Origin of the sequence: Mesorhizobium sp. M1217 (genome assembly GCF_040318275.1) — a bacterium.
Taxonomy (GTDB): domain Bacteria; phylum Pseudomonadota; class Alphaproteobacteria; order Rhizobiales; family Rhizobiaceae; genus Mesorhizobium.
Window position 1 is genome coordinate 137,449 of record NZ_JAMYMA010000001.1, and the last position, 18,382, is coordinate 155,830.

Consider the following 18,382-nt stretch of genomic DNA (forward strand, 5'->3'; position numbering starts at 1 on the left):
TGCGCTTCACGGAGGTGACGCAATCGACGCGCGCTGATTTCGAAAACCTGTTCGAGCAACCAGGCGGGCCGAAATATTGCTGGTGCATGGCCTGGCGACCTCGACCGCCGCGAGCATGTCGAGAACGACGAGAAGAAACGCGCGATGATGGCGCTGATCGAGGCTGGCACGCCGGTCGGCATTGTCGCCCAGATCAATGGCCGGACCGTCGGCTGGTGCTCGGTCGCGCCGCGCGAGACCTACCGCAGGCTGTCGCGGCAGCAGGACGATAGCGAGATGGGCATCTGGTCGATCGTCTGCTTCTATGTACCGAGAGCGCTGCGCGGTGGCGGGCTGGCAAGCGCATTGCTCGACGCGGCCATCGATCACGCCTTTGCCAAAGGCGCCAGGACGATCGAAGCCTATCCGGTCGACCAGGCGTCGCCGAGCTACAGCTTTATGGGTTTTCGGGACACGTTCGCCGCCCGCGGCTTTCGCGAGATCGGCATGACCGGCTCGCGCCGGCATGTGATGCGGCTTGAGCGTTGACCTGTGAGGCAGCGGCAGCTTTACTTGATGTCCGCAGATCAAGGCTCAACGGCGGAGCAGCGATGAGCAACCGTTTTAAATCAGGCACGATCATGGCAACTGCCTTGTTGGCGTCCGCGATCGCGGCAAGCGCTTCCGCCGGAACCATGCATATTTTCTGGAAGGATCTGCGCCCGGCGACCCAGGCAGCCGCCGAAAGCGTCGGACTGCCAATGATCGCGGCCAAAATGCCGGATCATGGCGAAACGCTCTCTCACGATTTGCAGGACCAGACCGTGCAGCTCGCGGGCTACGCACTGCCGGTCGATCGCGACGGTGATCTCGTCTATCAATTCCTGCTGGTGCCCTGGACAGGGGCCTGCAGCCATATGCCGACGCCGCCGCCCAACCAGATCGTCCTCGTTACGCCTGCGCAACCCTACCGGATGTCCGAGGCCTACCAGCCGGTTTCGATAACTGGCGCACTAGAGCCAGGCATGGAGAAGAGCCAGCTTTTCATCCTTGATGGCGTCAGTGTCATCCAGTCGGGCTACACTGTGCGCAAGGCCGAGGTGGTCAACGTCGACACCGTGCCGGACACGATCACGCTGCCGGTCAACTCGCCCTGGACTTTCCTCAACAAAAAGAAGAACTAAGCAGAAGAATCTCAAGCGGCGTTGGCGCCGGACTCCTTGTCGAGCACCATGTAATCCAGCGGCATCTCGGTGGTGTATTTGATCTGCTCCATGGCGAAGGAAGACGACACGTCGCGGATCTCGATCTTGGCGATCAGCCGCTTGTAGAAGGCGTCGTAGGCGGCGATGTCGGGCACCACGACGCGCAAGAGATAGTCGACATCGCCGCTCATGCGGTAGAATTCGACCACTTCGGGAAATTCCTGGATGACCTCCGAAAAGCGCCGCAGCCATTCATGGCTGTGCGAATTGGTGCGGATCGACACAAACACCGTGACCCGCACATTGACCTTTTCATGGTCGAGGATGGCGACGCGCCGCTTGATGACGCCCTCTTCCTCGAGCTTCTGGATGCGCCGCCAGCACGGCGTCGTCGACAGGCCGACCTTCTTGGCGACGTCGGCGACCGCAAGCGTCGCATCCTCCTGCAGGAGGCGGAGGATTTTTCTATCGAGGCGGTCCATTGGGTGCTCCCCCTGATGCAAGTCGTCCAAAGTGCGCAGCGGCTTTGGCACAACGATATGCATAAAAACAAGAATTTAAAGCGCGTCCCCTCATGCGCTACGCGCTTCGAGGAATAGATTACCATATTCCCTCTTGTCATGGCCTTTTACAAGAAAGAAATTCTGTTGGATAGCACGAAAGCGAGTGATTTCTTGCTGAATGCCTAGCCGATGCGATAGCGGATTTCCGATCTTAGAAATGGCAGCAAATCCATTTCAAACCATGGATTGCGCTTCAGCCAGCCGGTGTTGCGCCAGGACGGGTGCGGCAGCGGCAGGACTTTCGGGTCAGTCGGTGCCGCCCAGATGGCGCGCCAGTCCAAGACTGTTTCTGTCAGCGAGGGACGGCGCGCCGCGCCCATATGCCAGCTTTGCGCGTAGATGCCGATCGTCAGCACCAGATCGACTTGCGGCATCAGCGCCATCAGCGATACGCGCCAGGCCGGCGCACATTCGCGGCGCGGCGGCAGGTCGGCGCCCTTGGCGTCCTGACCCGGAAAGCAAAAGCCCATCGGCACAACGGCAAACTTGTCCGTGTCATAGAATTCCTCGCTGCCGACGCCGAGCCAGCTTCGCAGCCGGTCGCCGGAGGCGTCGGTGAACGGCATGCCTGACACGTGGACCTTGGTACCCGGCGCCTGGCTGGCGATCAGGATGCGGGCGCTCGAAGATGGCCTGAGCACCGGACGCGGCTGGTGCGGCAATGGCCTGCCGGCCGGCTTATCGACGCAGATGCGGCAGGCGCGTACCCTCGCTGCCAAGGCTTCCAACTCTTCGCTCATTCGGAACTCATTGTCAGGCGGCGGCACTCGGCCGGCTTGAGATTGCCCGATACCAGCGCAGCACGTTGGTGCACTCTTCGGGTACCTTGATGCGAGCCGGCTTCATGAAGTCGATGGCGACCAGCCCGGTGATGTCGGCGATCGAATAGGTATCGCCGGCGACGAATTCCCTGCCGGCGAGCTCAGTGTCCAGAAATTTCAGGAATTCGATCGCCTTCGGCTTGTTGGTCTCGCCCCATTCGGGGATTTGCGGGATCTCCCATTCCCTCATTGCGGGATGGATATGCCGGAACGCCGCGGAGACGCAGCCGAACAGATTGAACTCCACGCGCCTTTGCCACATCTCGACGATTGCCTTGCCCAGCGCACCACGCCCGAACAAAGCCGGCTCGGGGTGCAGTTCCTCGAAGTAACGGCAGATTGCGACGGACTCGGCGATGATGGTGCCATCGTCGAGTTCGAGCACCGGCAGACGCTTCAGCGGATTGCGCGAGCTGACCGGCTGCTCTTTGTGCTCCAGCGCACCCATGTCGACCGGCACCAGCGGAACTTCAACTCCCTTTTCAGCCAGGAAAATCCGAACCCGACGTGGATTGGGCGCGCGCCCGCCGTCGAACAGCTTCATCTCTATCCTCCTCGTCCGTACGACGAATTATAGGCGCAGCTCACCAGAAGCGAAAAATCTCCCGCAGGGCGTCGCCGATCGACGCCAAGGTCCCGTGTTTTCTTTCGACCAGCTCGTGCCCGTGGCTCTCGCGCCAGTTCTTCGGCTCGTCGAAAGTTCCGGCCCAGATGCCGGCCTTGCCTGCGCGCGCAGCGGCTTCCTCGGTCTCGAAGTCGCCAAAGGCGACCGCCCAGCCGGCCTCGACCTGAGCGCGGTTGAGATCCTTGCCGCCGACCTTGCAATCGCCGAGCAGCCTGCCGTAGCGGTCGCGCTGCCAGCCGCTGCAGGAAACCGCTTTGCCGGCAATCAACCGCACCAGGGACTGCCGCGCGAGCTTGCCGCAGGGATAGTCGGCACCGTCCTTGCGGCAGATCTGCGAATATTCCGGCGCATCGATGCCACGCATGCGGACACGCTCGCTGCCGAGGGTGATGCTATCGCCGTCATTGACAATCGCCGCGCCCTCCGTCTTGCGCGTCTCCACCCGGTCGAGGCGCGCCGCCAGGAGGATCAGCAGGCCAAGCACGATGAGCGTCAGCCCATAGTCCATCAGCCTGCGCCACAGGCTTCGCGGACGCGGCGCATAGTATCGCTCGCGCGGCCATCGCGACCACGAACGGCTCATATGGCAAACCGTTGGTTAATCATTCGAACGTAGCTTAACGATTTGAAATTGCTGCCCGCGTAAATTGAAGACTTCATGCCCCTGCAACGCTCGACCACGGCGGACAAGTTTATTGTGGACCGCAGGAAACGCCATCGCAACAGCGATGTCGCGCGCGCGGTGCGCAAGACGCGCGACCGTCTTTCGCAGCAAGCCGGAAATCCCGACTTCGACCGCGAGCTGTTGAAGCTCCACGCGCTGTCGATGACCGGCGGCGTGATCGTCATCCCGCTGCTCGTTCTGGCAACGGCCGCCGCAGGCTTGCTCGCGGGCATCGGCAAGGAGATCGGCGTCTGGGCGCTGTTCACATTCATCTGCTATACCATCGTTGCGTTCATGGCGAGACGCGTCACGCAAACGTCCGAGCTCAACCCGCTGGAAACGCATAGGGATTTCCTGATCGGCCATTTTCTTTGCGGGCTTGGCTGGGCCTGGTTCGCATGGCTCGGCTGCGAAACTTGCCAAATCGATCAGTTCCAGGTCGCCAAGGCGGTGGTGCTGCTGCTCGCCATGTCGGCAACCGCGATCCTGGCATCGTCCCTGCGCGGTGCGCTGTTGGCGACCTTCGCCCTCCCGGTCGCCATCTATGCCTATGCCAGTGCGAAACTATGGCTGCCCGTCGAAGTGATCATGGCAGGTTTGCTGATCGCTTCGCTGCCTTTCTTCGCCTATGTGGCGCGCCAGCTCAACCGTTCCTCGCTGATGCTGCTGTCGTTCCGCTCCGAAAAGGATGCGCTGATCGCCGAACTGGAGACGGCGAAATCGATGTCGGACGAGGCACGGCGGCGGGCGGAAGACGCAAATCTGGCGAAATCACGTTTCCTGGCCTCGATGAGTCACGAACTGCGCACGCCGCTCAACGCCATTCTCGGCTTTTCCGAAGTGATGGCCAACGAGGTGCTCGGCCCGATGAGCAACCCGACCTATCGCGACTATGCCCGCGACGTGCATGACTCCGGACAGCATCTGCTCGACCTGATCAACGAAATCCTCGACTTGTCGCGCATCGAAGCGGGTCGCTACCAGCTCAATGAGGAGCCGATGATGCTGCTCTCCGTCGTCGAGGATTGCTGCCACATGATGGAGCTGAAGGCCCGCAACAAGGACATCCGCATCGTCCAGGATTTCGAAAACGCCTTGCCGCGCCTGTTCGCCGACGAACGCGCGGTGCGGCAGATTGCGCTCAACCTCTTGTCCAATGCCATCAAGTTCACCGCGACCGGCGGCGAAATCCGCGTGCGCGTCGGCTGGACGGCGGGCGGCGGGCAATATCTCTCCGTCAAGGACAATGGGCCGGGCATACCGGAAGACGAGATCCCGATCGTACTCTCGGCCTTCGGCCAGGGCTCGATCGCCATCAAGAGCGCCGAACAGGGCACCGGGCTTGGCCTGCCGATCGTGCAGGGCCTGCTGGCCATGCATGGCGGCGAATTCCAGCTCCATTCCAGGCTACGCGAAGGCACCGAGGCGATCGCCATCTTCCCGCTGAGCCGGGTGATGGAGGAACTGCCGGCGCTGCCGACCAGGGCGGTTGCTTCGCGCCGGCGCTGAATGCTTAACCGCGGACCGCGGCTGCCATGCCGGAGCTGGTCAGCGCGGCCGCCTTGACCAGTCCAGCGGCAAGAGCCGCCCCTACCCCCTCGCCCTGGCTGACGCCCAGATCGAGCAGCGCGCGAAGGCCGAGGCGCTCGGCGGCCTTGGCATGGCCCGGCTCCGGCGATAGGCTTGCGAGGAGACAATGATCGAGCGCGGCGGGGTTGGCGGCATATAGGGCGGCAGCGGCCGCGGTCACCGCAAACCCATCGAGCAGCACCGGGATCTTCTGCATCCGCGCCGCCAGAATGGCGCCGCAGATCGCTGCGAATTCCCGTCCACCGACCCGGCGAAGCGCTTCCAGCGGATCCTTGAGGCTCGCGCCGTGAAACGCCATCGCGGCATCGACCACCTCCGCCTTGCGCCTCTGCATCGCTGCGTTGGCCCCCGATCCAGGGCCGACCCAGTCGGCACCGGTGCCGCCGAACAGCGCCGCGCAAAGAGCCGCGGCGACAGTCGAATTGCCGACGCCGAGGTCGCCAAGGCAAAGCAGGTCGGTGCCGCCGGCAATCGCTTCCATGCCGAAGGCCATGGTGGCGGCGCAACCGCGCTCGTCCAGTGCCGCGTCCTCGGTGATGTCGGCTGTTGGAATGTGCAGAGCCAGATCGAACACCTTCAAGCCGAGATCGTTGGCGATGCAGATCTGGTTGATCGCTGCACCGCCGGCGGCGCAGAGCTCGACCGCATTTGCCGTGGCGGCGGCGGGGCGCGGCGAAATGCCGTGGCGGGTGACGCCATGATTGCCGGCAAAGAGCGCCACCAATGGCCGCGTCACCGCCGGTGGCGCGCGGCCGCTCCAGCCGGCGAGCCAGGCGGCGACGTCCTCGATGCGGCCGAGCGAGCCTTTGGGCTTGTCTGCCTTGGCAAACAACTGGCGCACGCGGGCGTTGGCCGCCATATCTGCCGGCGGCAGGCTCACCAGAAGGTCGCGAAAATCGTCGAAAGGCAGCGCGCTGGTCATGTCGATGGCGATCGTCCCTGTGAATTGGTGAGCGGCATAGCCGCCTTGGCCAGCCGGCACAACCTCGGCGTAACTTGGCGGTATTGACGCGAAAGCACTTGTTGGCGGCGCACCCCGGAGGGCTTGCATTGACTTTGTCGTTGCACCATGTGGAGGCTAGCCAAGGAAATCCTCATGACGGCCATTGAATCCCCGTGCATCCTGGTCTGCTCGATCGACATGAAAACCGGTTTCTGTTTCGGTTGCGGGCGCACGCGCGAGGAAATCGCCGCCTGGATCGACATGACCCCGCAAACCCGCCGCAGCGTCATGGCCGAGCTGCCGGCAAGGCTGGAAACAGTCGAGCGACGCCCCCGCCGGGAAACCCGTCGCAGCCGCATGGCACGCGAACGCGACGCCCTCTCGTGAACCGGCCGCAGAGATGAACCGACTGTTGTGGATTCTGATCGTCGCGATCGGGGCGGGTGTGCTCCTGCTCATGCTCAACAATTCCGCCGGCAGCACGTTTGGCATTGAGAATTACGATTTCAGCCAGCTGATCTGGCTTGGCGCTTTAGCGGCGCTCGTCGGCGCCGGCCTGCTCAGATCGGGCAGGCCGTTAGGCACCATGGCCCGCAGCCTCGGCGCCTGGGGTGCCATCGTGCTGGCGCTGATCGCCGGCTATCAGTACCGCTATGAGTTGCAGGATTTCGCCAGCCGCGTCACCGCCGGCTTTGTTCCCGGCAGTCCGCTGGCACTGGGCGTGGACGAAGGCCATGCCACCGTCACCCTGGACAAGGCCGGCAACGGCCATTTCGAAGCGCGTGTCACGATCAACGGGACGCCGATCCTGACGGTTGTCGATACCGGCGCGACCAGCACCGTGCTGACCGCCGAGGACGCACTGGCGGTCGGGTTCAATTCGGCGGCTCTCCGCTTCACCATACCGATCTCTACCGCCAACGGCATGACACGCGCCGCCGCCGTAAAAACCGATGAGCTGTCGATCGGCGGCATCGTGCGCAAGGACATGCCCATCATGATCGCCGCACCCGGCACGCTCGGCCAGAGCCTGCTCGGCATGAATTTCATCGGCTCGCTATCGGGCTTCGACGTCCGTGGCGATCGCATGATTTTGCGGGATTAACTTCTTTCCTCAGGCCGCCTCTGCGGTCCTGCCGAAATCGACTTCTGCGAAAGCCGCCTTGAGCACCTGCGGTCCGGCACCCGGCTTTGTCGCCTCGGTGGAAAGGATCTGCCGATAGCGGCGTGCACCGGGCAGGCCGTGAAACAGCCCGACCATGTGCCGGGTGACATGCCCGAGGCGTCCACCCTGCTCGATATGGCGTGCCGCGTAATCCGCCATGGCATCGATCAGCGCGGCAAAATCGAACGGCTCAGCCGTGCCGCCGTAAAACGCGGCATCGATGCCGGTCAGTATCCCGGGCGTGTGATAGGCGGCGCGGCCGAGCATAGCGCCATCGACATGGTCGAGATGCCTCAGCGCCTCTGCAAGAGATTGAATGCCGCCATTGATGCCGATGAATTTGTTTTGTTTTCTGGCTTTCAGCCGATAGACGCGGCCATAGTCGAGCGGTGGGACGTCGCGATTTTCTTTTGGGCTCAGACCTTCCAGCCAGGCCTTGCGGGCGTGCACCCACAGCGCGTCGGCGCCGGCCGCGAAAACACCGTCGGCCAAGGCATCGAGTGCCGGTTCCGGATCCTGCTCGTCGACGCCGATGCGGCACTTGACGGTAACCGGTATTTTCACCGCCGCCTTCATCGCAGCGACGCAATCCGCGACGAGCACCGGCGTCTTCATCAGGCAGGCGCCGAACGTGCCCGACTGGACGCGGTCGGACGGACAGCCGACATTGAGGTTGATTTCATCATAGCCGAAGGCTTCGCCGATGCGCCCCGCCTCGGCCAGCTTTCCCGGATCGGCGCCGCCGAGCTGCAGCGCCACCGGATGTTCGCTGTCGTCGAAGCCGAGCAGCCGCTCGCGTGCGCCGTGGATGACCGCATCTGCCACCACCATCTCGGTGTAGAGCAGCGCCTCGCGCGTCAATTGGTGATGGAAGAACCGGCAGTGCCGGTCCGTCCAGTCCATCATGGGTGCGATGGCGAAACGCCGAGATACGCCAATCTGCGATTTCCTTTCGTTTTCCACTACTTACACCTTCTAAATCACTTTTGCGGTTGTCTCGTTTCGTCCGATTCTGTACCGTTTCTCCCGAAAGGTACAACAAATGTTGTACCGCCGAAGGGGATGTAGCATGGCTCGCACAGATTGACCTGTGCGCTCAAGACCCCTTTTGCCCAGACTGATGGCTTGCCCAGTATCAATAGTCGGGCGGCTCGCCCACGAGCAGTTACCAACTTCGACACGCCGGATGTCGACGTATTCTCAAATCAGATCCCGCGAACGTTGTTGCTACGATTTCGCGCAAAAACGTTTCAGCCGTGCCATGCCGCTCTCAATCACGGAGTCAGCGCCCGAGAAAGAGATGCGTATGAAGTTTTTCATATCCGGCCCAAACGCGACGCCCGGCACGATTGCCAGTCGTTCCGTGGAGTACAGACGCTCGACAAACTCAGTGCCGGGTAAACCCGTTGCACTGACGTCGACGAAACAGAACATGCCGCCACCCGGCCTCGCGAATTTCAGCTGGGGAATCTCGGAGAGCCTAGCGCACATCAGATCGCGTCTGCGCTTGAGTTCGCTTGCGAAAAACCGCATCTCTTCGTCACCCGCCTCATCGAGAGCCACCGCTGCGGCATCCTGAATAAAGGTCGGCGATCCGAAGAGCATGCATTGCGCAAGATTTTCCAAATGAACTGATGCCGAGACCGGCCCAAGCGTCCATCCTAGCCTCCAGCCAGTCATTGCATGAGACTTGGACAGGCTGTTCACAATTATGGTCCGCTCCGTCATGCCGGGAATGGACGTTACTGAGAGGAACTCGCCGTCAAAGACTGCGCTGCGGTAAACCTCGTCGCTGATGATCCATAGATTGTGCCGCTCAGCAAATGTCGCAACGGTTTCCAGATCCTGCTTGCCGAACACATATCCGCCGGGATTGTTTGGGGAGTTCAGCAAGATCGCCCGCGTTCGATCTCCTACCGCTGCACGGAGAATATCCTCGGATATCTTCTGCCATGCATTTTGCAGCGATAGTTTGACGGGCCGGGCCACTGCTCCACCGGCGCGTATTGCCGCTTCGTATGTGGCATACCAAGGCTCGAGGCAGAGCACCTCGTCGCCAGCTCCGGCAACGGTCATCAGGGCGGCGAAAAGAGCATTTTGTGCTCCACCGAATACAATGGCTTGTGCTGCACTCCAATCACGCCCATCGAACCGCTTTTGCGCGGCAGCAATGCTGCGACGAAGGCCGGGCGTGCCCGGAACCGGAGCGTAGTGCGTCCGACCGCCTCGGATGCTTTGAATGGCAGCTTCAGATATCCTCGTCGGCGTGTCGAACGAGGTATCCCCAAGGCAGAGGCTGACAACGTCTTCGCCTCGATCTACAGCATCCGCCGCCGCGTCCGCGGTCGCCCAGCCTGCCGCTCCTTCACTGGCGATGGCCCGAGTGTGCTCCGAAAACCGTGGCAGCTCCTGATCAGTGTTAGTTCGCCGCAATGTTTCCATGTTGCCTCCTCCCGAAGCGCTGTGTGAAGTAGTTGCGCATCACTTTCCGAGTTGAAGGTAGATGCTTTTTGTTGTCAGGAATCCGTCGAGTTGTTCCGGTCCCATGTCCTTGCCAAAGCCCGAAGCTCCCACGCCACCGAATGGCATGGTCGGATCCAGGAGCCCATGTGCATTGATGTAGATGTTCCCGGCTTTGAGCCGCCGGGAGAGCTGCACTGTTTCGTCGACATTGTCGGAATAGACAGCGGCAGCCAGGCCATAGATGCTCGCATTGGCCCTTTCCACCGCCTCATCAAGGGTCTCAAATCGTGCAACGCCCAGAACGGCGCCGAATATTTCATCGCGGAAAATTCCCATTCCTTCGGAGCATTCAGCGAAGATCGTCGGACGAAGAATGCCGTCCTCGCGACCCGTTCCGCCTAGCCCTTCGCCTGTAACGAGTAATGCGCCTTCCAAATGCGCGCTCTTGATATGCTCCAGGACGCGGCCCCGATGCGCCGCCGAGACGAGTGGGGTGATCCTGGAGTTCGGATCCAAACCAGGACCGATTGTCAAACTCTCTGCACCGTCCTTCAGCTTCTCGACCAATTCGTCGTGGACGCTGGCATGGGCGTAGACGCGCGATCCCGCGTCGCAGACCTGGCCGGAATTCATGAATATCCCTGATAAAATAGCGTTCGCTGCGTTATCCAGGTTCGCCTTGCTCGTCACGATAACAGGCGATTTGCCTCCGAGCTCAAGCGTCAGACGCTTCATCGTATCGAGTGCGGTTTTCCCAACCGCCGTTCCCACCGCTGTCGAACCAGTAAACGATAGCTTGTCGATACCCGGGTGGGCGGCCAACGCCTGGCCGATGATATGGCCAAAACCGTTGACGACGTTGATAACGCCGGCAGGAAAACCAACCATGGTCGCGAGTTGGGCGACCCTCATTGCCGAGAGAGGCGTGAGCTCCGACGGTTTGCAGACGACCGTGCATCCGCAAGCAAGCGCGGCCGCAAGTTTCCAAGAGAGAATCTGGAGCGGGAAATTCCACGGGATGATTGCCGCGACCACCCCGACCGGCTCTTTGATGGTGTAGGTTAGCGTCTCGCCCGGTAGGGAGACTGCGGTTGCGGTCCTGCCATCCAGCTTGCTCGTCCAGCCTGCAAAATACTCGAAATTTACGATCGAGCCGAAAACGTCGATGGACCTTGCGTCGGAAATCGCTTTCCCAACGTCGATGGTTTCCAGATGGGCCAGGAAATCTGCATCGGCGTCGATCGCGTCAGCCAATCGCAGGATAAGCTTCTGTCGTTCCAGCGCCGGCATTCTGCCCCAACGGCCGTTGAGAGCCTTGCGGGACGAACGCACCGCGCGATCGACAACTTCTGCATTTCCGCTTGCCATTCCCGTCAGTCTTTGACGGGTGAACGGTTCGATGACATCGATGACTTCGGCGGCTGAATCAACTTCCTTGCCGTCGATGAAATGGCCTATCGGACGGCAGACGAAGGAAATGACCTCGGACGGGACGGAGAACCGATTGAAGTAGCTGCCAATGTCCTGGTTCATGCTTCTGCTTTCTTACCTCCATCGGTGACGCATCGAAGAGCGCCTGCCGGTGATGATGATCCTCAAAAGATCCGGCGCGTCGAAATCACCCATGGTGGCGGTGAGGCTGGAAGCCGATCTCAGCACCCCCTCGTCCCGTTCTGAGCTTTTGGTCTACGGGAAGCCCGGCTTCGCCGCATCGCTGCGCGGGAGAGGCCGAGACTCACCTGGCCCTGTTTAGATCACCGGAGGAAATTCGAAATTATGTTGCACCAAACCAAAGTTTGATGATTGCCAACGTCAAAGCCTTCACCATGGCCATTGCCGCGACGAGAGCCGGATTGAGGGCATTCCCGCAAGCGGCACCCATTCCGCCACGCTTACCAAGCCTCGATCGTCGGCTACGAAATACTCAAGCAGATGTATTTGATGTTGATGTAGTCGTCGGCCCCGTATTTCGAGCCTTCCCGTCCCATCCCCGATTGCTTCACGCCGCCAAACGGAGCGACCTCGGTCGAGATCAAACCTGTGTTGATACCCACCATCCCAGTTTCAAGATCCTCGGCAACGCGGAATATGCGAGCGACATCTCGCGAATAGAAATAGCCGGCAAGACCGAACTCGGTCTTGTTTGCCATCGCCACGACCTCCTCCTCTGTCTCGAAGGAGAACAGGGGAGCAAGGGGACCAAAGGTTTCCTCCGTCGCTACCTTCATCTTGGAGGTGACACCGAGCAGTACCGTCGGCGAGAAATACTGTTTGCCCTGTTCACCGCTTGTCCCGCCTGTCGCTATATGCGCGCCATGCGACAGCGCATCCTGCAGATGCTCATTGACCTTGTTGACTGCATTTTCATCGATCAGAGGGCCGATTTGCGCCCCTTCGGCAAAGCCATTGCCGACCTTCAGGTTGCGCACCCGGCCTGCGAGTTTCGACGCAAACTCCTCGTAGACTCCCGACTGCACATAGATGCGGTTTGCGCAGACGCAGGTCTGGCCCGCATTGCGGAATTTGGCAACGACCGCCCCTTCGACGGCCGCGTCGATATCAGCGTCGTTGAAAACGATGAACGGTGCATTGCCGCCAAGCTCAAGGCTGAGCTTCTTGATCTGGTCCGCACCTTGCCTCATGAGGATCCGTCCAACATTCGTCGAGCCTGTGAACGAGATCTTTCGAATTTTGTCGCTTGCGCAGAGCACCGAACCAACCATTGCTGCGTTGGTGGATGTGACGATGTTCAGCACGCCCGCCGGGATACCGGCCCTCTCCGCAAGTACCCCAAGGGCGAGCGCCGACAATGGTGTCTGCGCGGCCGGCTTGGCGACCACCGAACACCCCACCGCCAAAGCGGGCGAAAGTTTCCGCGCGAGCATCGCGCTCGGGAAGTTCCAGGGCGTAATTGCGCCAACCACACCAACCGGACTCTTCAGCACGAAAATGCGCTTGTCAGCCTGATGGCCGGGAATGACATCGCCGTAAATCCGTTTTGCTTCCTCGGCGAACCACTCAATGTAGGACGCCCCGTAGAGAATTTCGGTCCGGGCTTCTTGGAGGGGCTTACCCATTTCTGCTGTCAGAATGACCGCAAGGTCTTCGACATTTTGAACGACGAGGTCATACAGCTTTCGAAGGTATGATGCTCGTTCCTTTCCAGTCAGCTTCGCCCACTTCTTCTGTGCTTTGTGAGCAATATCGATCGCCTCCTGGAGCTCCAGTTCGCCGAGATCTGGGACTGATAGGATATGTTCGCCGGTGGCGGGGTCGGTCACGGCGAAGATGGATCCTTCGCTGGCTCCCACCCAGCGCCCGCCCACCAGGGCTTTGTCGACTAAGAGAGTGCCATCTTTCAATTTGGATGCAAGGTCGGAACTGGTCATGTAACTCCTCATGGTGCCGGTGGTTTTGCTTGGGGACTGGTCCTGGTTTTGGCCGAGCTCGCTCCTGAGCGCGCGGCGCCATTCGCTGTCGAACCCCCACGTGGTCGCCAGTTTGACGCTCGCCTTTGGCGACGCCTCGGGCCGTTTCCGCCGGCTGATCCAGATCGCCTTCGGTTCGTCGATCGGCTTCGCCGCCAGATCGCAACGACCAGTTCCACCGATCCCAGTTGCGATCTAGTGATGCCAAAAGACGGAGATGGCGCGCGACGGAACCCGCTGTCTTGGGAATATCGTAGAGAAGCTCTGGATGCGTATCAAATAATGCTGCCAGGCAACGTCAGTCACGAGTTCTATTTGCTTTCGTATTTCCAACCATCAAGGCCTAGCGACTGACACACCTATCCCCTTGTCGTGGCTTCCACAAAAGAACGCACTCTGGAATTTTGGGACGCGTTGAAGAAGCAGTCGGGCGGCGTAACCTCGACGATCTCCCCCTGATCCATAAAGACGATCTGGTCGGCGATCTGCCTCGCAAACCGCATCTCATGCGTGACGATCATCATCGACATCCCTTCGTCGGCAAGACCCAGCATGACGTCGAGCACTTCGTTCACCAGTTCGGGATCGAGCGCCGAGGTTGGCTCGTCGAAGAGCATCACGGCAGGCTGCATCGTCAAAGCGCGGGCGATTGCCACGCGTTGCTGCTGACCTCCTGATAATTGAGACGGATACTTATCCTTCAGTTGCTCCACGCGCACCTTGCTCAGCTGCATCATGGCAACTTCCTCCGCAGCAGCCGGTGTCATCTTCTTCACGCGCCGCGGCGCCAGGATGAGGTTTTCCATGACGGTAAGATGCGGGAAAAGATTGAATTGCTGGAAAACCATTCCAACGTCGCCGGCGAGTTGTCTTGCGTTCGCACAATCTGGATCGAGATCATGACCCGCCACCCTGATTGAGCCCGCGGATCTTCGCTCAAGACCGACGATGCAGCGTACAAGGGTCGACTTGCCCGACCCCGACGGACCGCAGACGACGAACCGTTTTCCGACAGGCATCTGCAAGGTGATTGCCGTCAAAACCGGGTGTAGGCCAAATCGCTTGGACACTCCGGCGACATCGATCGCCGGAGTGGTCGTGTGTCGCTCAGAATCCATGCTCTTGCTCCGAATGCTCATGGCTTCTTCGGAGAGATATCCATGCCAAAATACTTCTGGCTCAATGTTTTGAACTCGCCGGAGTCCTGGACCGCCTTCAGACCTGAAGCAAGCGCGGATGCCGTAGCCTTATCGTTCTGGCGAATTCCAATGCCTGGGCCGATGCCGAAATGCTTGGTGTCCGACAGCGCGGGTCCGATAAACTCAAACCCTTTTCCTTCAGGCTTCTTCAAAAATCCCTCGGAGAGGGCGATTGCGTTGTCAAGGACGAGTTCGACGCGGTCGGCCGACAAGTCAAGAAGGGCATTGTCCAGGCTCGGATAGCTCGTGATTTTTGCTGTTGTCCCGGCAACGTCGCGAACGTAACTCTCGCTAATCGTTCCCGACGCTACACCGATGGTTCTGCCCTTAAGCCCCGCCGGGGTGACATCGGCAGGCGATCCAGATTTGCCAACGAAGCGCGGCGGATCGACGTAATACGGCCCCACGAACGAGATGACTTTCTTGCGCTCGTCGGTGATGTTCATCGAGGCGATGATCGCATCGATCTTCTTTGCCTTGAGTGCAGGAATCAGACCGTCGAACGCAATGGCGGTAAATGTGCAAGTCAGCTTGGCCGCCTTGCAGATCGCATAACCGAGATCGACTTCGAATCCTTGCGGCTCGCCATTCGCGTCGACAAAATTGAAGGGAGGAAAGGCACCCTCCGTTCCTATTTTCAGTGCCTGCTGTGCGTAAGCTGAGTTGACCGAACAGACAGCCGCAAAGACGGCTGCCGTCATAAGACGTTTCAAATTCATTTGTTCCTCCTGGGGGATCGACACGTTTTATTGTCGACAGTCGCCAACTTATCGATGCGCAGACATCTGTCAATGGCTGTTCGGCAGATGCCGCCGAAACCGACGGTCAAGGACATTCCAGCTCAACCTGAGCACCTCGACGCAGCAGATGTAGATAAGCCCTGCCCAAAGGTATGGGCTTAGTTCGAAACTCCTCGCATAGACCAATCTGGCGGCGCCCATCAGATCATAGACGGCGACGATGGAAGCGACCGCGCTCGCCTTTACAAGAAGGACAAGCTCATTGCCGAGCGGTCTCACTGCGACGACCATCGCCTGCGGAATCAAGATGTCGATAAACGTGTTGTAGCGGGACAAACCGAGGGTCTGTGCCGCCTCGGTTTGTCCGCGCGCTACCAAGTTTATGGCGCCCCGGTAAATCTGGGCCTGATAGGCTGCGGTGTTCAGTGAAAACGTCAAGACCGTGCAAAAGAAAGGGTCCGCGAATAGCCACCAGAGGCCGACACCCTCTAGAGCTGCGCGGAACTGACCGCTTCCGTAGTAGACAAGGAAAAGCTGCGCGAGCAGCGGCGTACCGCGGAAAAAGAGCAGGTATGAACTGGCTATGAAACGAATGGATGCACGACCACTGAGAAGCGCCAGCGTCAGCGGAATTGCCGCAAGGAATCCCAGCAAGGCGGATATTGCCACGATCTTCAAGGTGACGGCAAAACCGGCAAGAAGTTGAGGAGCAAAGTCGGGCAGGAACAAATTCAAGACGCGCTCCTGGCATACCCGCGCGAGAGCCGTGCCTCGAGAACGCCCGCGGTGCGTTCGGAGACCGTGGTCAACAGGAGATAAATTATGCAGGCAGTCCCGTAGAACTCGAACGGTTGCTTGGTGCTCGATACCGCGAGGCTGGTCGTCCGCATGAGGTCGTTGAGCGCGATGATCGAGACCAACGATGTATCTTTCAACAATACAATCCACGTATTCGACAGGCCTGGCATCGCCGCTCGCAGCATCTGAGGCGCGATGACATCCTTGAACGTCTGAAAGCGAGTAAGACCGATCACCTGAGCGGCCTCGGCCTGGCCGCTCGCAATGGAGTTTAGCGCCGACCGGAAGACTTCCGCAGAGAAGGCCCCGAAAACGAGAGCCAAGGAGAATACGCCGGCTGCAAACGGGCTGATCTCGCCAAATCCGTCGATCCCGATTTCGTCAGCGAACTGATTGAGCAGTTCCTGCGCTCCGTAATAGATCACGATCAGCGTCAGAAGCTCCGGTAAGCCGCGGAACACTGTCGAGTAGACCGCTGCAGCGACCCGCACGTAAAGATTTTGCGACCTCGATGCCAAGGCCAGCGCCAATCCAAACAACAGGCCGATCGGAAGTGTCGCAAGCGCCAGTCCGACGGTTAGAATCGTTCCCGACGCGATCTGCCCAGCCCAGTCCAATCTGCAACCTCATCTGCCTTGACAAGGTCGAGCATGACAAATCAATTGTCCACTGTCGACAACTATTTTTCAGTTTACCTCGGCGAACGCTACGCATTCCCGGCGCACGTAAGAGCCCCAAACCATCGTTTGAAGGTTTGACATCATCCGCCATCCCAATGGCGGCTATGAGGAGCCCGAGACTGGAAACGTTCTCGATGAAAGCGATCGCAGATTCTACTGGACCAGATCGTCTTCGGTAGTTCGGAGGTATTGAACCGGATAACGGCTCAGCAGAGCCCTGCCCTCTCATACTCGGCGAACTCACAGTATTGGCATGGCGACGAACGGCATCCTCCCATTTGCCGGCGGACGGCGACGGCGGCTTCATCCCTCGGGCTGGACCGCCGTCGCAGCCAGGAACCAAAGGTCGAATGAAGGATGCCCTCTATAGATGCTATCGAAATCCTGTCCAAGCTAGTGGGATTTAAGTCCCTATCAGGCCAATCCAACCACGACATCGCGGATTATGTCGAAACGTTCGCCAAATCCTTGGGGGCAACCATCCAAAGGTTCCCCTCGCCCGATGGCACCCGAACCAGCCTGCTCATGACTTTGGGACCAATGGTTCCGGGCGGCATTGTCCTGTCGGGCCATATGGACGTCGTTCCCGCGGGGAACCAGTCCTGGACTTCCGACCCATTCGCGTTGCGAGAGGCGGATGGGCGCCTCTATGGGCGTGGGGCGGTGGACATGAAGGGTTTCCTCGCCCTTGCCCTCTCGCTTGCCGCGACCGTTCCCATCGCCGAGCTCACGAAGCCGCTCCACCTTGCGTTTTCTTATGACGAAGAGATCTCCTGCGAAGGTGTGAAACCGATCGTCCGCCACATCGAGAAGTCCGTCCCGAAGCCTCTCACCGTCATCGTGGGCGAACCCACGGAAATGCAGGTCGTGGGCGCGCACAAAGGCGCGCTCGATTGGACGATCGAAATTTTCGGCAAAGCGGCCCACTCAAGTCTTCCACACCTGGGCGCCAACGCCATTCATGCGGCCGCTCGCCTGATTTGCGAGGTGGAGCGTATTGCCCGGCAGTTCGAGGAACAGCCATCGCCGAATGCCGAACTCTACGACGTGCCGCATCCCACTGTCACAGTCGGAGTCATCGAAGGAGGCACCGCTGGAAATGTTATTCCCGCACGGTGCAGCTTCCAGATGGAGGCCCGAACAATGGAGCCCGGGCAGGCTGCAACTATCCTCGCACGGATTTCAGATCTTGCACGGGATGTCGTGCTTCCCAGAATGTGTGCGACAGCCCCCGGTTCCGAGATCAAGATCACCGAGCGTTTCGACATTCCGCCATTTGTCAGAGAAGCCTCCAGTGCCGCTGAACAGCTCGTAAGCCGCTTCAGCCCCTCGCCGAACGTGAAAGCCGTGTCATATGCGACTGAGGCCGGCTTCTTCCAGGCGGCGGGGCTTCCTACAGTTGTCTTTGGGCCGGGGAGCATATCCCAGGCTCATCAGGTCGACGAGTTTATCGACAAAACGCAATTCAAGGAGGGAGAAAGGGTGCTGACGCAGATTGTTCAAACCCTCTTCTGACGTG

At 60.0% G+C, this 18,382-nt stretch carries 19 protein-coding genes and 1 pseudogene; 7 read left to right on the plus strand and 13 right to left on the minus strand.

Translation table 11 applies throughout. The annotated features are described in order from the left end of the window. The first annotated feature begins 144 nt into the window (after nt 1–144). Entirely contained in the window at nt 145–528 is a 384-nt protein-coding gene (locus NKH37_RS00780) for a GNAT family N-acetyltransferase (protein WP_353004619.1), read from the plus strand. A gap of 62 nt (nt 529–590) precedes the next feature. Then, nucleotides 591–1,163 (plus strand): DUF3299 domain-containing protein, encoded by a 573-nt coding sequence (locus NKH37_RS00785; RefSeq protein ID WP_352587239.1) that lies wholly within the window; start codon nt 591–593, stop codon nt 1,161–1,163. Between the two features lie 11 nt (nt 1,164–1,174). Here the strand turns inward: NKH37_RS00785 and NKH37_RS00790 are convergent, their stop codons facing one another. From NKH37_RS00790 to NKH37_RS00805, 4 genes and pseudogenes are all read right to left on the minus strand, one after another. After that, a complete protein-coding gene (locus NKH37_RS00790; protein WP_006333679.1) occupies nt 1,175–1,666 on the minus strand; it encodes an Lrp/AsnC family transcriptional regulator in 492 nt (163 codons plus the stop codon). Nucleotides 1,667–1,869: 203 nt separating this feature from the next. Further along, nucleotides 1,870–2,561 (minus strand): annotated as a pseudogene (locus tag NKH37_RS00795) (uracil-DNA glycosylase family protein). After that, nucleotides 2,501–3,112, minus strand: a complete 612-nt coding sequence (locus NKH37_RS00800; RefSeq protein ID WP_353040733.1) for a glutathione S-transferase — start codon at nt 3,110–3,112, stop codon at nt 2,501–2,503. Before NKH37_RS00800 ends, NKH37_RS00795 begins: the two are co-directional and overlap by 61 nt. 40 nt (nt 3,113–3,152) lie before the next feature. Next, the gene (locus tag NKH37_RS00805) at nt 3,153–3,776 is read right to left on the minus strand and encodes a thermonuclease family protein (RefSeq protein WP_353004616.1); all 624 of its coding nucleotides are present in this window, start codon (nt 3,774–3,776) and stop codon (nt 3,153–3,155) included. Between the two features lie 75 nt (nt 3,777–3,851). Here NKH37_RS00805 and NKH37_RS00810 point away from each other — a divergent pair, with 75 nt between their 5' ends. Further along, nucleotides 3,852–5,366, plus strand: a complete 1,515-nt coding sequence (locus NKH37_RS00810) for a sensor histidine kinase (protein WP_353004614.1) — start codon at nt 3,852–3,854, stop codon at nt 5,364–5,366. A gap of 4 nt (nt 5,367–5,370) precedes the next feature. On the opposite strand, the gene NKH37_RS00815 is transcribed toward NKH37_RS00810, so the two are convergent. Then, entirely contained in the window at nt 5,371–6,369 is a 999-nt protein-coding gene (locus tag NKH37_RS00815; RefSeq protein ID WP_352482679.1) for a nicotinate-nucleotide--dimethylbenzimidazole phosphoribosyltransferase, read from the minus strand. 174 nt (nt 6,370–6,543) lie between these two features. On the opposite strand from NKH37_RS00815, the gene NKH37_RS00820 reads away from it, so the two are divergent. Both NKH37_RS00820 and NKH37_RS00825 read left to right on the plus strand, forming a co-directional pair. Further along, nucleotides 6,544–6,777 (plus strand): DUF1289 domain-containing protein, encoded by a 234-nt coding sequence (locus NKH37_RS00820; RefSeq protein ID WP_031193575.1) that lies wholly within the window; start codon nt 6,544–6,546, stop codon nt 6,775–6,777. Nucleotides 6,778–6,790: 13 nt separating this feature from the next. Next, entirely contained in the window at nt 6,791–7,495 is a 705-nt protein-coding gene (locus tag NKH37_RS00825) for a TIGR02281 family clan AA aspartic protease (RefSeq protein WP_353004612.1), read from the plus strand. 9 nt (nt 7,496–7,504) lie between these two features. On the opposite strand, the gene dusA is transcribed toward NKH37_RS00825, so the two are convergent. The 4 genes from dusA to NKH37_RS00845 all read right to left on the minus strand — a co-directional run bounded on the left by dusA (nt 7,505) and on the right by NKH37_RS00845 (nt 13,407). Continuing rightward, nucleotides 7,505–8,518 (minus strand): tRNA dihydrouridine(20/20a) synthase DusA, encoded by a 1,014-nt coding sequence (gene dusA, locus NKH37_RS00830; protein WP_353004610.1) that lies wholly within the window; start codon nt 8,516–8,518, stop codon nt 7,505–7,507. A gap of 264 nt (nt 8,519–8,782) precedes the next feature. Continuing rightward, nucleotides 8,783–9,997, minus strand: coding sequence for a pyridoxal phosphate-dependent aminotransferase (locus NKH37_RS00835; protein ID WP_353004609.1), 1,215 nt, complete (start codon nt 9,995–9,997; stop codon nt 8,783–8,785). 39 nt (nt 9,998–10,036) lie between these two features. Continuing rightward, on the minus strand, nt 10,037–11,551 hold the full coding sequence (locus tag NKH37_RS00840; RefSeq protein WP_353004607.1) for an aldehyde dehydrogenase family protein: 1,515 nt from the start codon (nt 11,549–11,551) through the stop codon (nt 10,037–10,039). A gap of 380 nt (nt 11,552–11,931) precedes the next feature. Next, a complete protein-coding gene (locus NKH37_RS00845; protein WP_353004606.1) occupies nt 11,932–13,407 on the minus strand; it encodes an NAD-dependent succinate-semialdehyde dehydrogenase in 1,476 nt (491 codons plus the stop codon). Between the two features lie 10 nt (nt 13,408–13,417). On the opposite strand from NKH37_RS00845, the gene NKH37_RS00850 reads away from it, so the two are divergent. Further along, nucleotides 13,418–13,645, plus strand: coding sequence for a hypothetical protein (locus NKH37_RS00850; RefSeq protein WP_353004672.1), 228 nt, complete (start codon nt 13,418–13,420; stop codon nt 13,643–13,645). Nucleotides 13,646–13,805: 160 nt separating this feature from the next. On the opposite strand, the gene NKH37_RS00855 is transcribed toward NKH37_RS00850, so the two are convergent. From NKH37_RS00855 to NKH37_RS00870, 4 genes are all read right to left on the minus strand, one after another. Beyond that, nucleotides 13,806–14,564 (minus strand): amino acid ABC transporter ATP-binding protein, encoded by a 759-nt coding sequence (locus tag NKH37_RS00855; RefSeq protein ID WP_353004604.1) that lies wholly within the window; start codon nt 14,562–14,564, stop codon nt 13,806–13,808. A 17-nt stretch (nt 14,565–14,581) separates the two neighbouring features. Continuing rightward, nucleotides 14,582–15,364 carry a transporter substrate-binding domain-containing protein gene (locus tag NKH37_RS00860; RefSeq protein ID WP_353004602.1) on the minus strand — a complete coding sequence of 261 codons (783 nt, stop codon included), beginning with the start codon at nt 15,362–15,364 and terminating at the stop codon, nt 14,582–14,584. Between the two features lie 69 nt (nt 15,365–15,433). Continuing rightward, entirely contained in the window at nt 15,434–16,120 is a 687-nt protein-coding gene (locus NKH37_RS00865; protein WP_353004600.1) for an ABC transporter permease, read from the minus strand. Continuing rightward, complete coding sequence (locus NKH37_RS00870) at nt 16,117–16,800, minus strand: ABC transporter permease (protein ID WP_353004599.1); 684 nt, start codon at nt 16,798–16,800, stop codon at nt 16,117–16,119. The genes NKH37_RS00865 and NKH37_RS00870 overlap by 4 nt, the downstream gene beginning before the upstream one ends. 420 nt (nt 16,801–17,220) lie before the next feature. On the opposite strand from NKH37_RS00870, the gene argE reads away from it, so the two are divergent. Next, a complete protein-coding gene (gene argE, locus NKH37_RS00875; protein ID WP_353004596.1) occupies nt 17,221–18,378 on the plus strand; it encodes an acetylornithine deacetylase in 1,158 nt (385 codons plus the stop codon). Nucleotides 18,379–18,382: the final 4 nt, after the last annotated feature.

Bases quoted from the DNA above. Each gene is read 5' to 3' on its own strand.
- NKH37_RS00860 (WP_353004602.1), bottom strand. From the start codon at position 15,364: ATGAATTTGAAACGTCTTATGACGGCAGCCGTCTTTGCGGCTGTCTGT.
- NKH37_RS00805 (WP_353004616.1), bottom strand. From the start codon at position 3,776: ATGAGCCGTTCGTGGTCGCGATGGCCGCGCGAGCGATACTATGCGCCG.
- NKH37_RS00810 (WP_353004614.1), top strand. From the start codon at position 3,852: ATGCCCCTGCAACGCTCGACCACGGCGGACAAGTTTATTGTGGACCGC.
- NKH37_RS00790 (WP_006333679.1), bottom strand. From the start codon at position 1,666: ATGGACCGCCTCGATAGAAAAATCCTCCGCCTCCTGCAGGAGGATGCG.
- NKH37_RS00855 (WP_353004604.1), bottom strand. From the start codon at position 14,564: ATGGATTCTGAGCGACACACGACCACTCCGGCGATCGATGTCGCCGGA.
- NKH37_RS00850 (WP_353004672.1), top strand. From the start codon at position 13,418: ATGGTGCCGGTGGTTTTGCTTGGGGACTGGTCCTGGTTTTGGCCGAGC.
- NKH37_RS00815 (WP_352482679.1), bottom strand. From the start codon at position 6,369: ATGACCAGCGCGCTGCCTTTCGACGATTTTCGCGACCTTCTGGTGAGC.
- NKH37_RS00800 (WP_353040733.1), bottom strand. From the start codon at position 3,112: ATGAAGCTGTTCGACGGCGGGCGCGCGCCCAATCCACGTCGGGTTCGG.
- NKH37_RS00840 (WP_353004607.1), bottom strand. From the start codon at position 11,551: ATGAACCAGGACATTGGCAGCTACTTCAATCGGTTCTCCGTCCCGTCC.
- NKH37_RS00835 (WP_353004609.1), bottom strand. From the start codon at position 9,997: ATGGAAACATTGCGGCGAACTAACACTGATCAGGAGCTGCCACGGTTT.
- NKH37_RS00820 (WP_031193575.1), top strand. From the start codon at position 6,544: ATGACGGCCATTGAATCCCCGTGCATCCTGGTCTGCTCGATCGACATG.
- NKH37_RS00780 (WP_353004619.1), top strand. From the start codon at position 145: ATGATGGCGCTGATCGAGGCTGGCACGCCGGTCGGCATTGTCGCCCAG.
- NKH37_RS00825 (WP_353004612.1), top strand. From the start codon at position 6,791: ATGAACCGACTGTTGTGGATTCTGATCGTCGCGATCGGGGCGGGTGTG.
- NKH37_RS00845 (WP_353004606.1), bottom strand. From the start codon at position 13,407: ATGACCAGTTCCGACCTTGCATCCAAATTGAAAGATGGCACTCTCTTA.
- NKH37_RS00785 (WP_352587239.1), top strand. From the start codon at position 591: ATGAGCAACCGTTTTAAATCAGGCACGATCATGGCAACTGCCTTGTTG.
- argE (WP_353004596.1), top strand. From the start codon at position 17,221: ATGCCCTCTATAGATGCTATCGAAATCCTGTCCAAGCTAGTGGGATTT.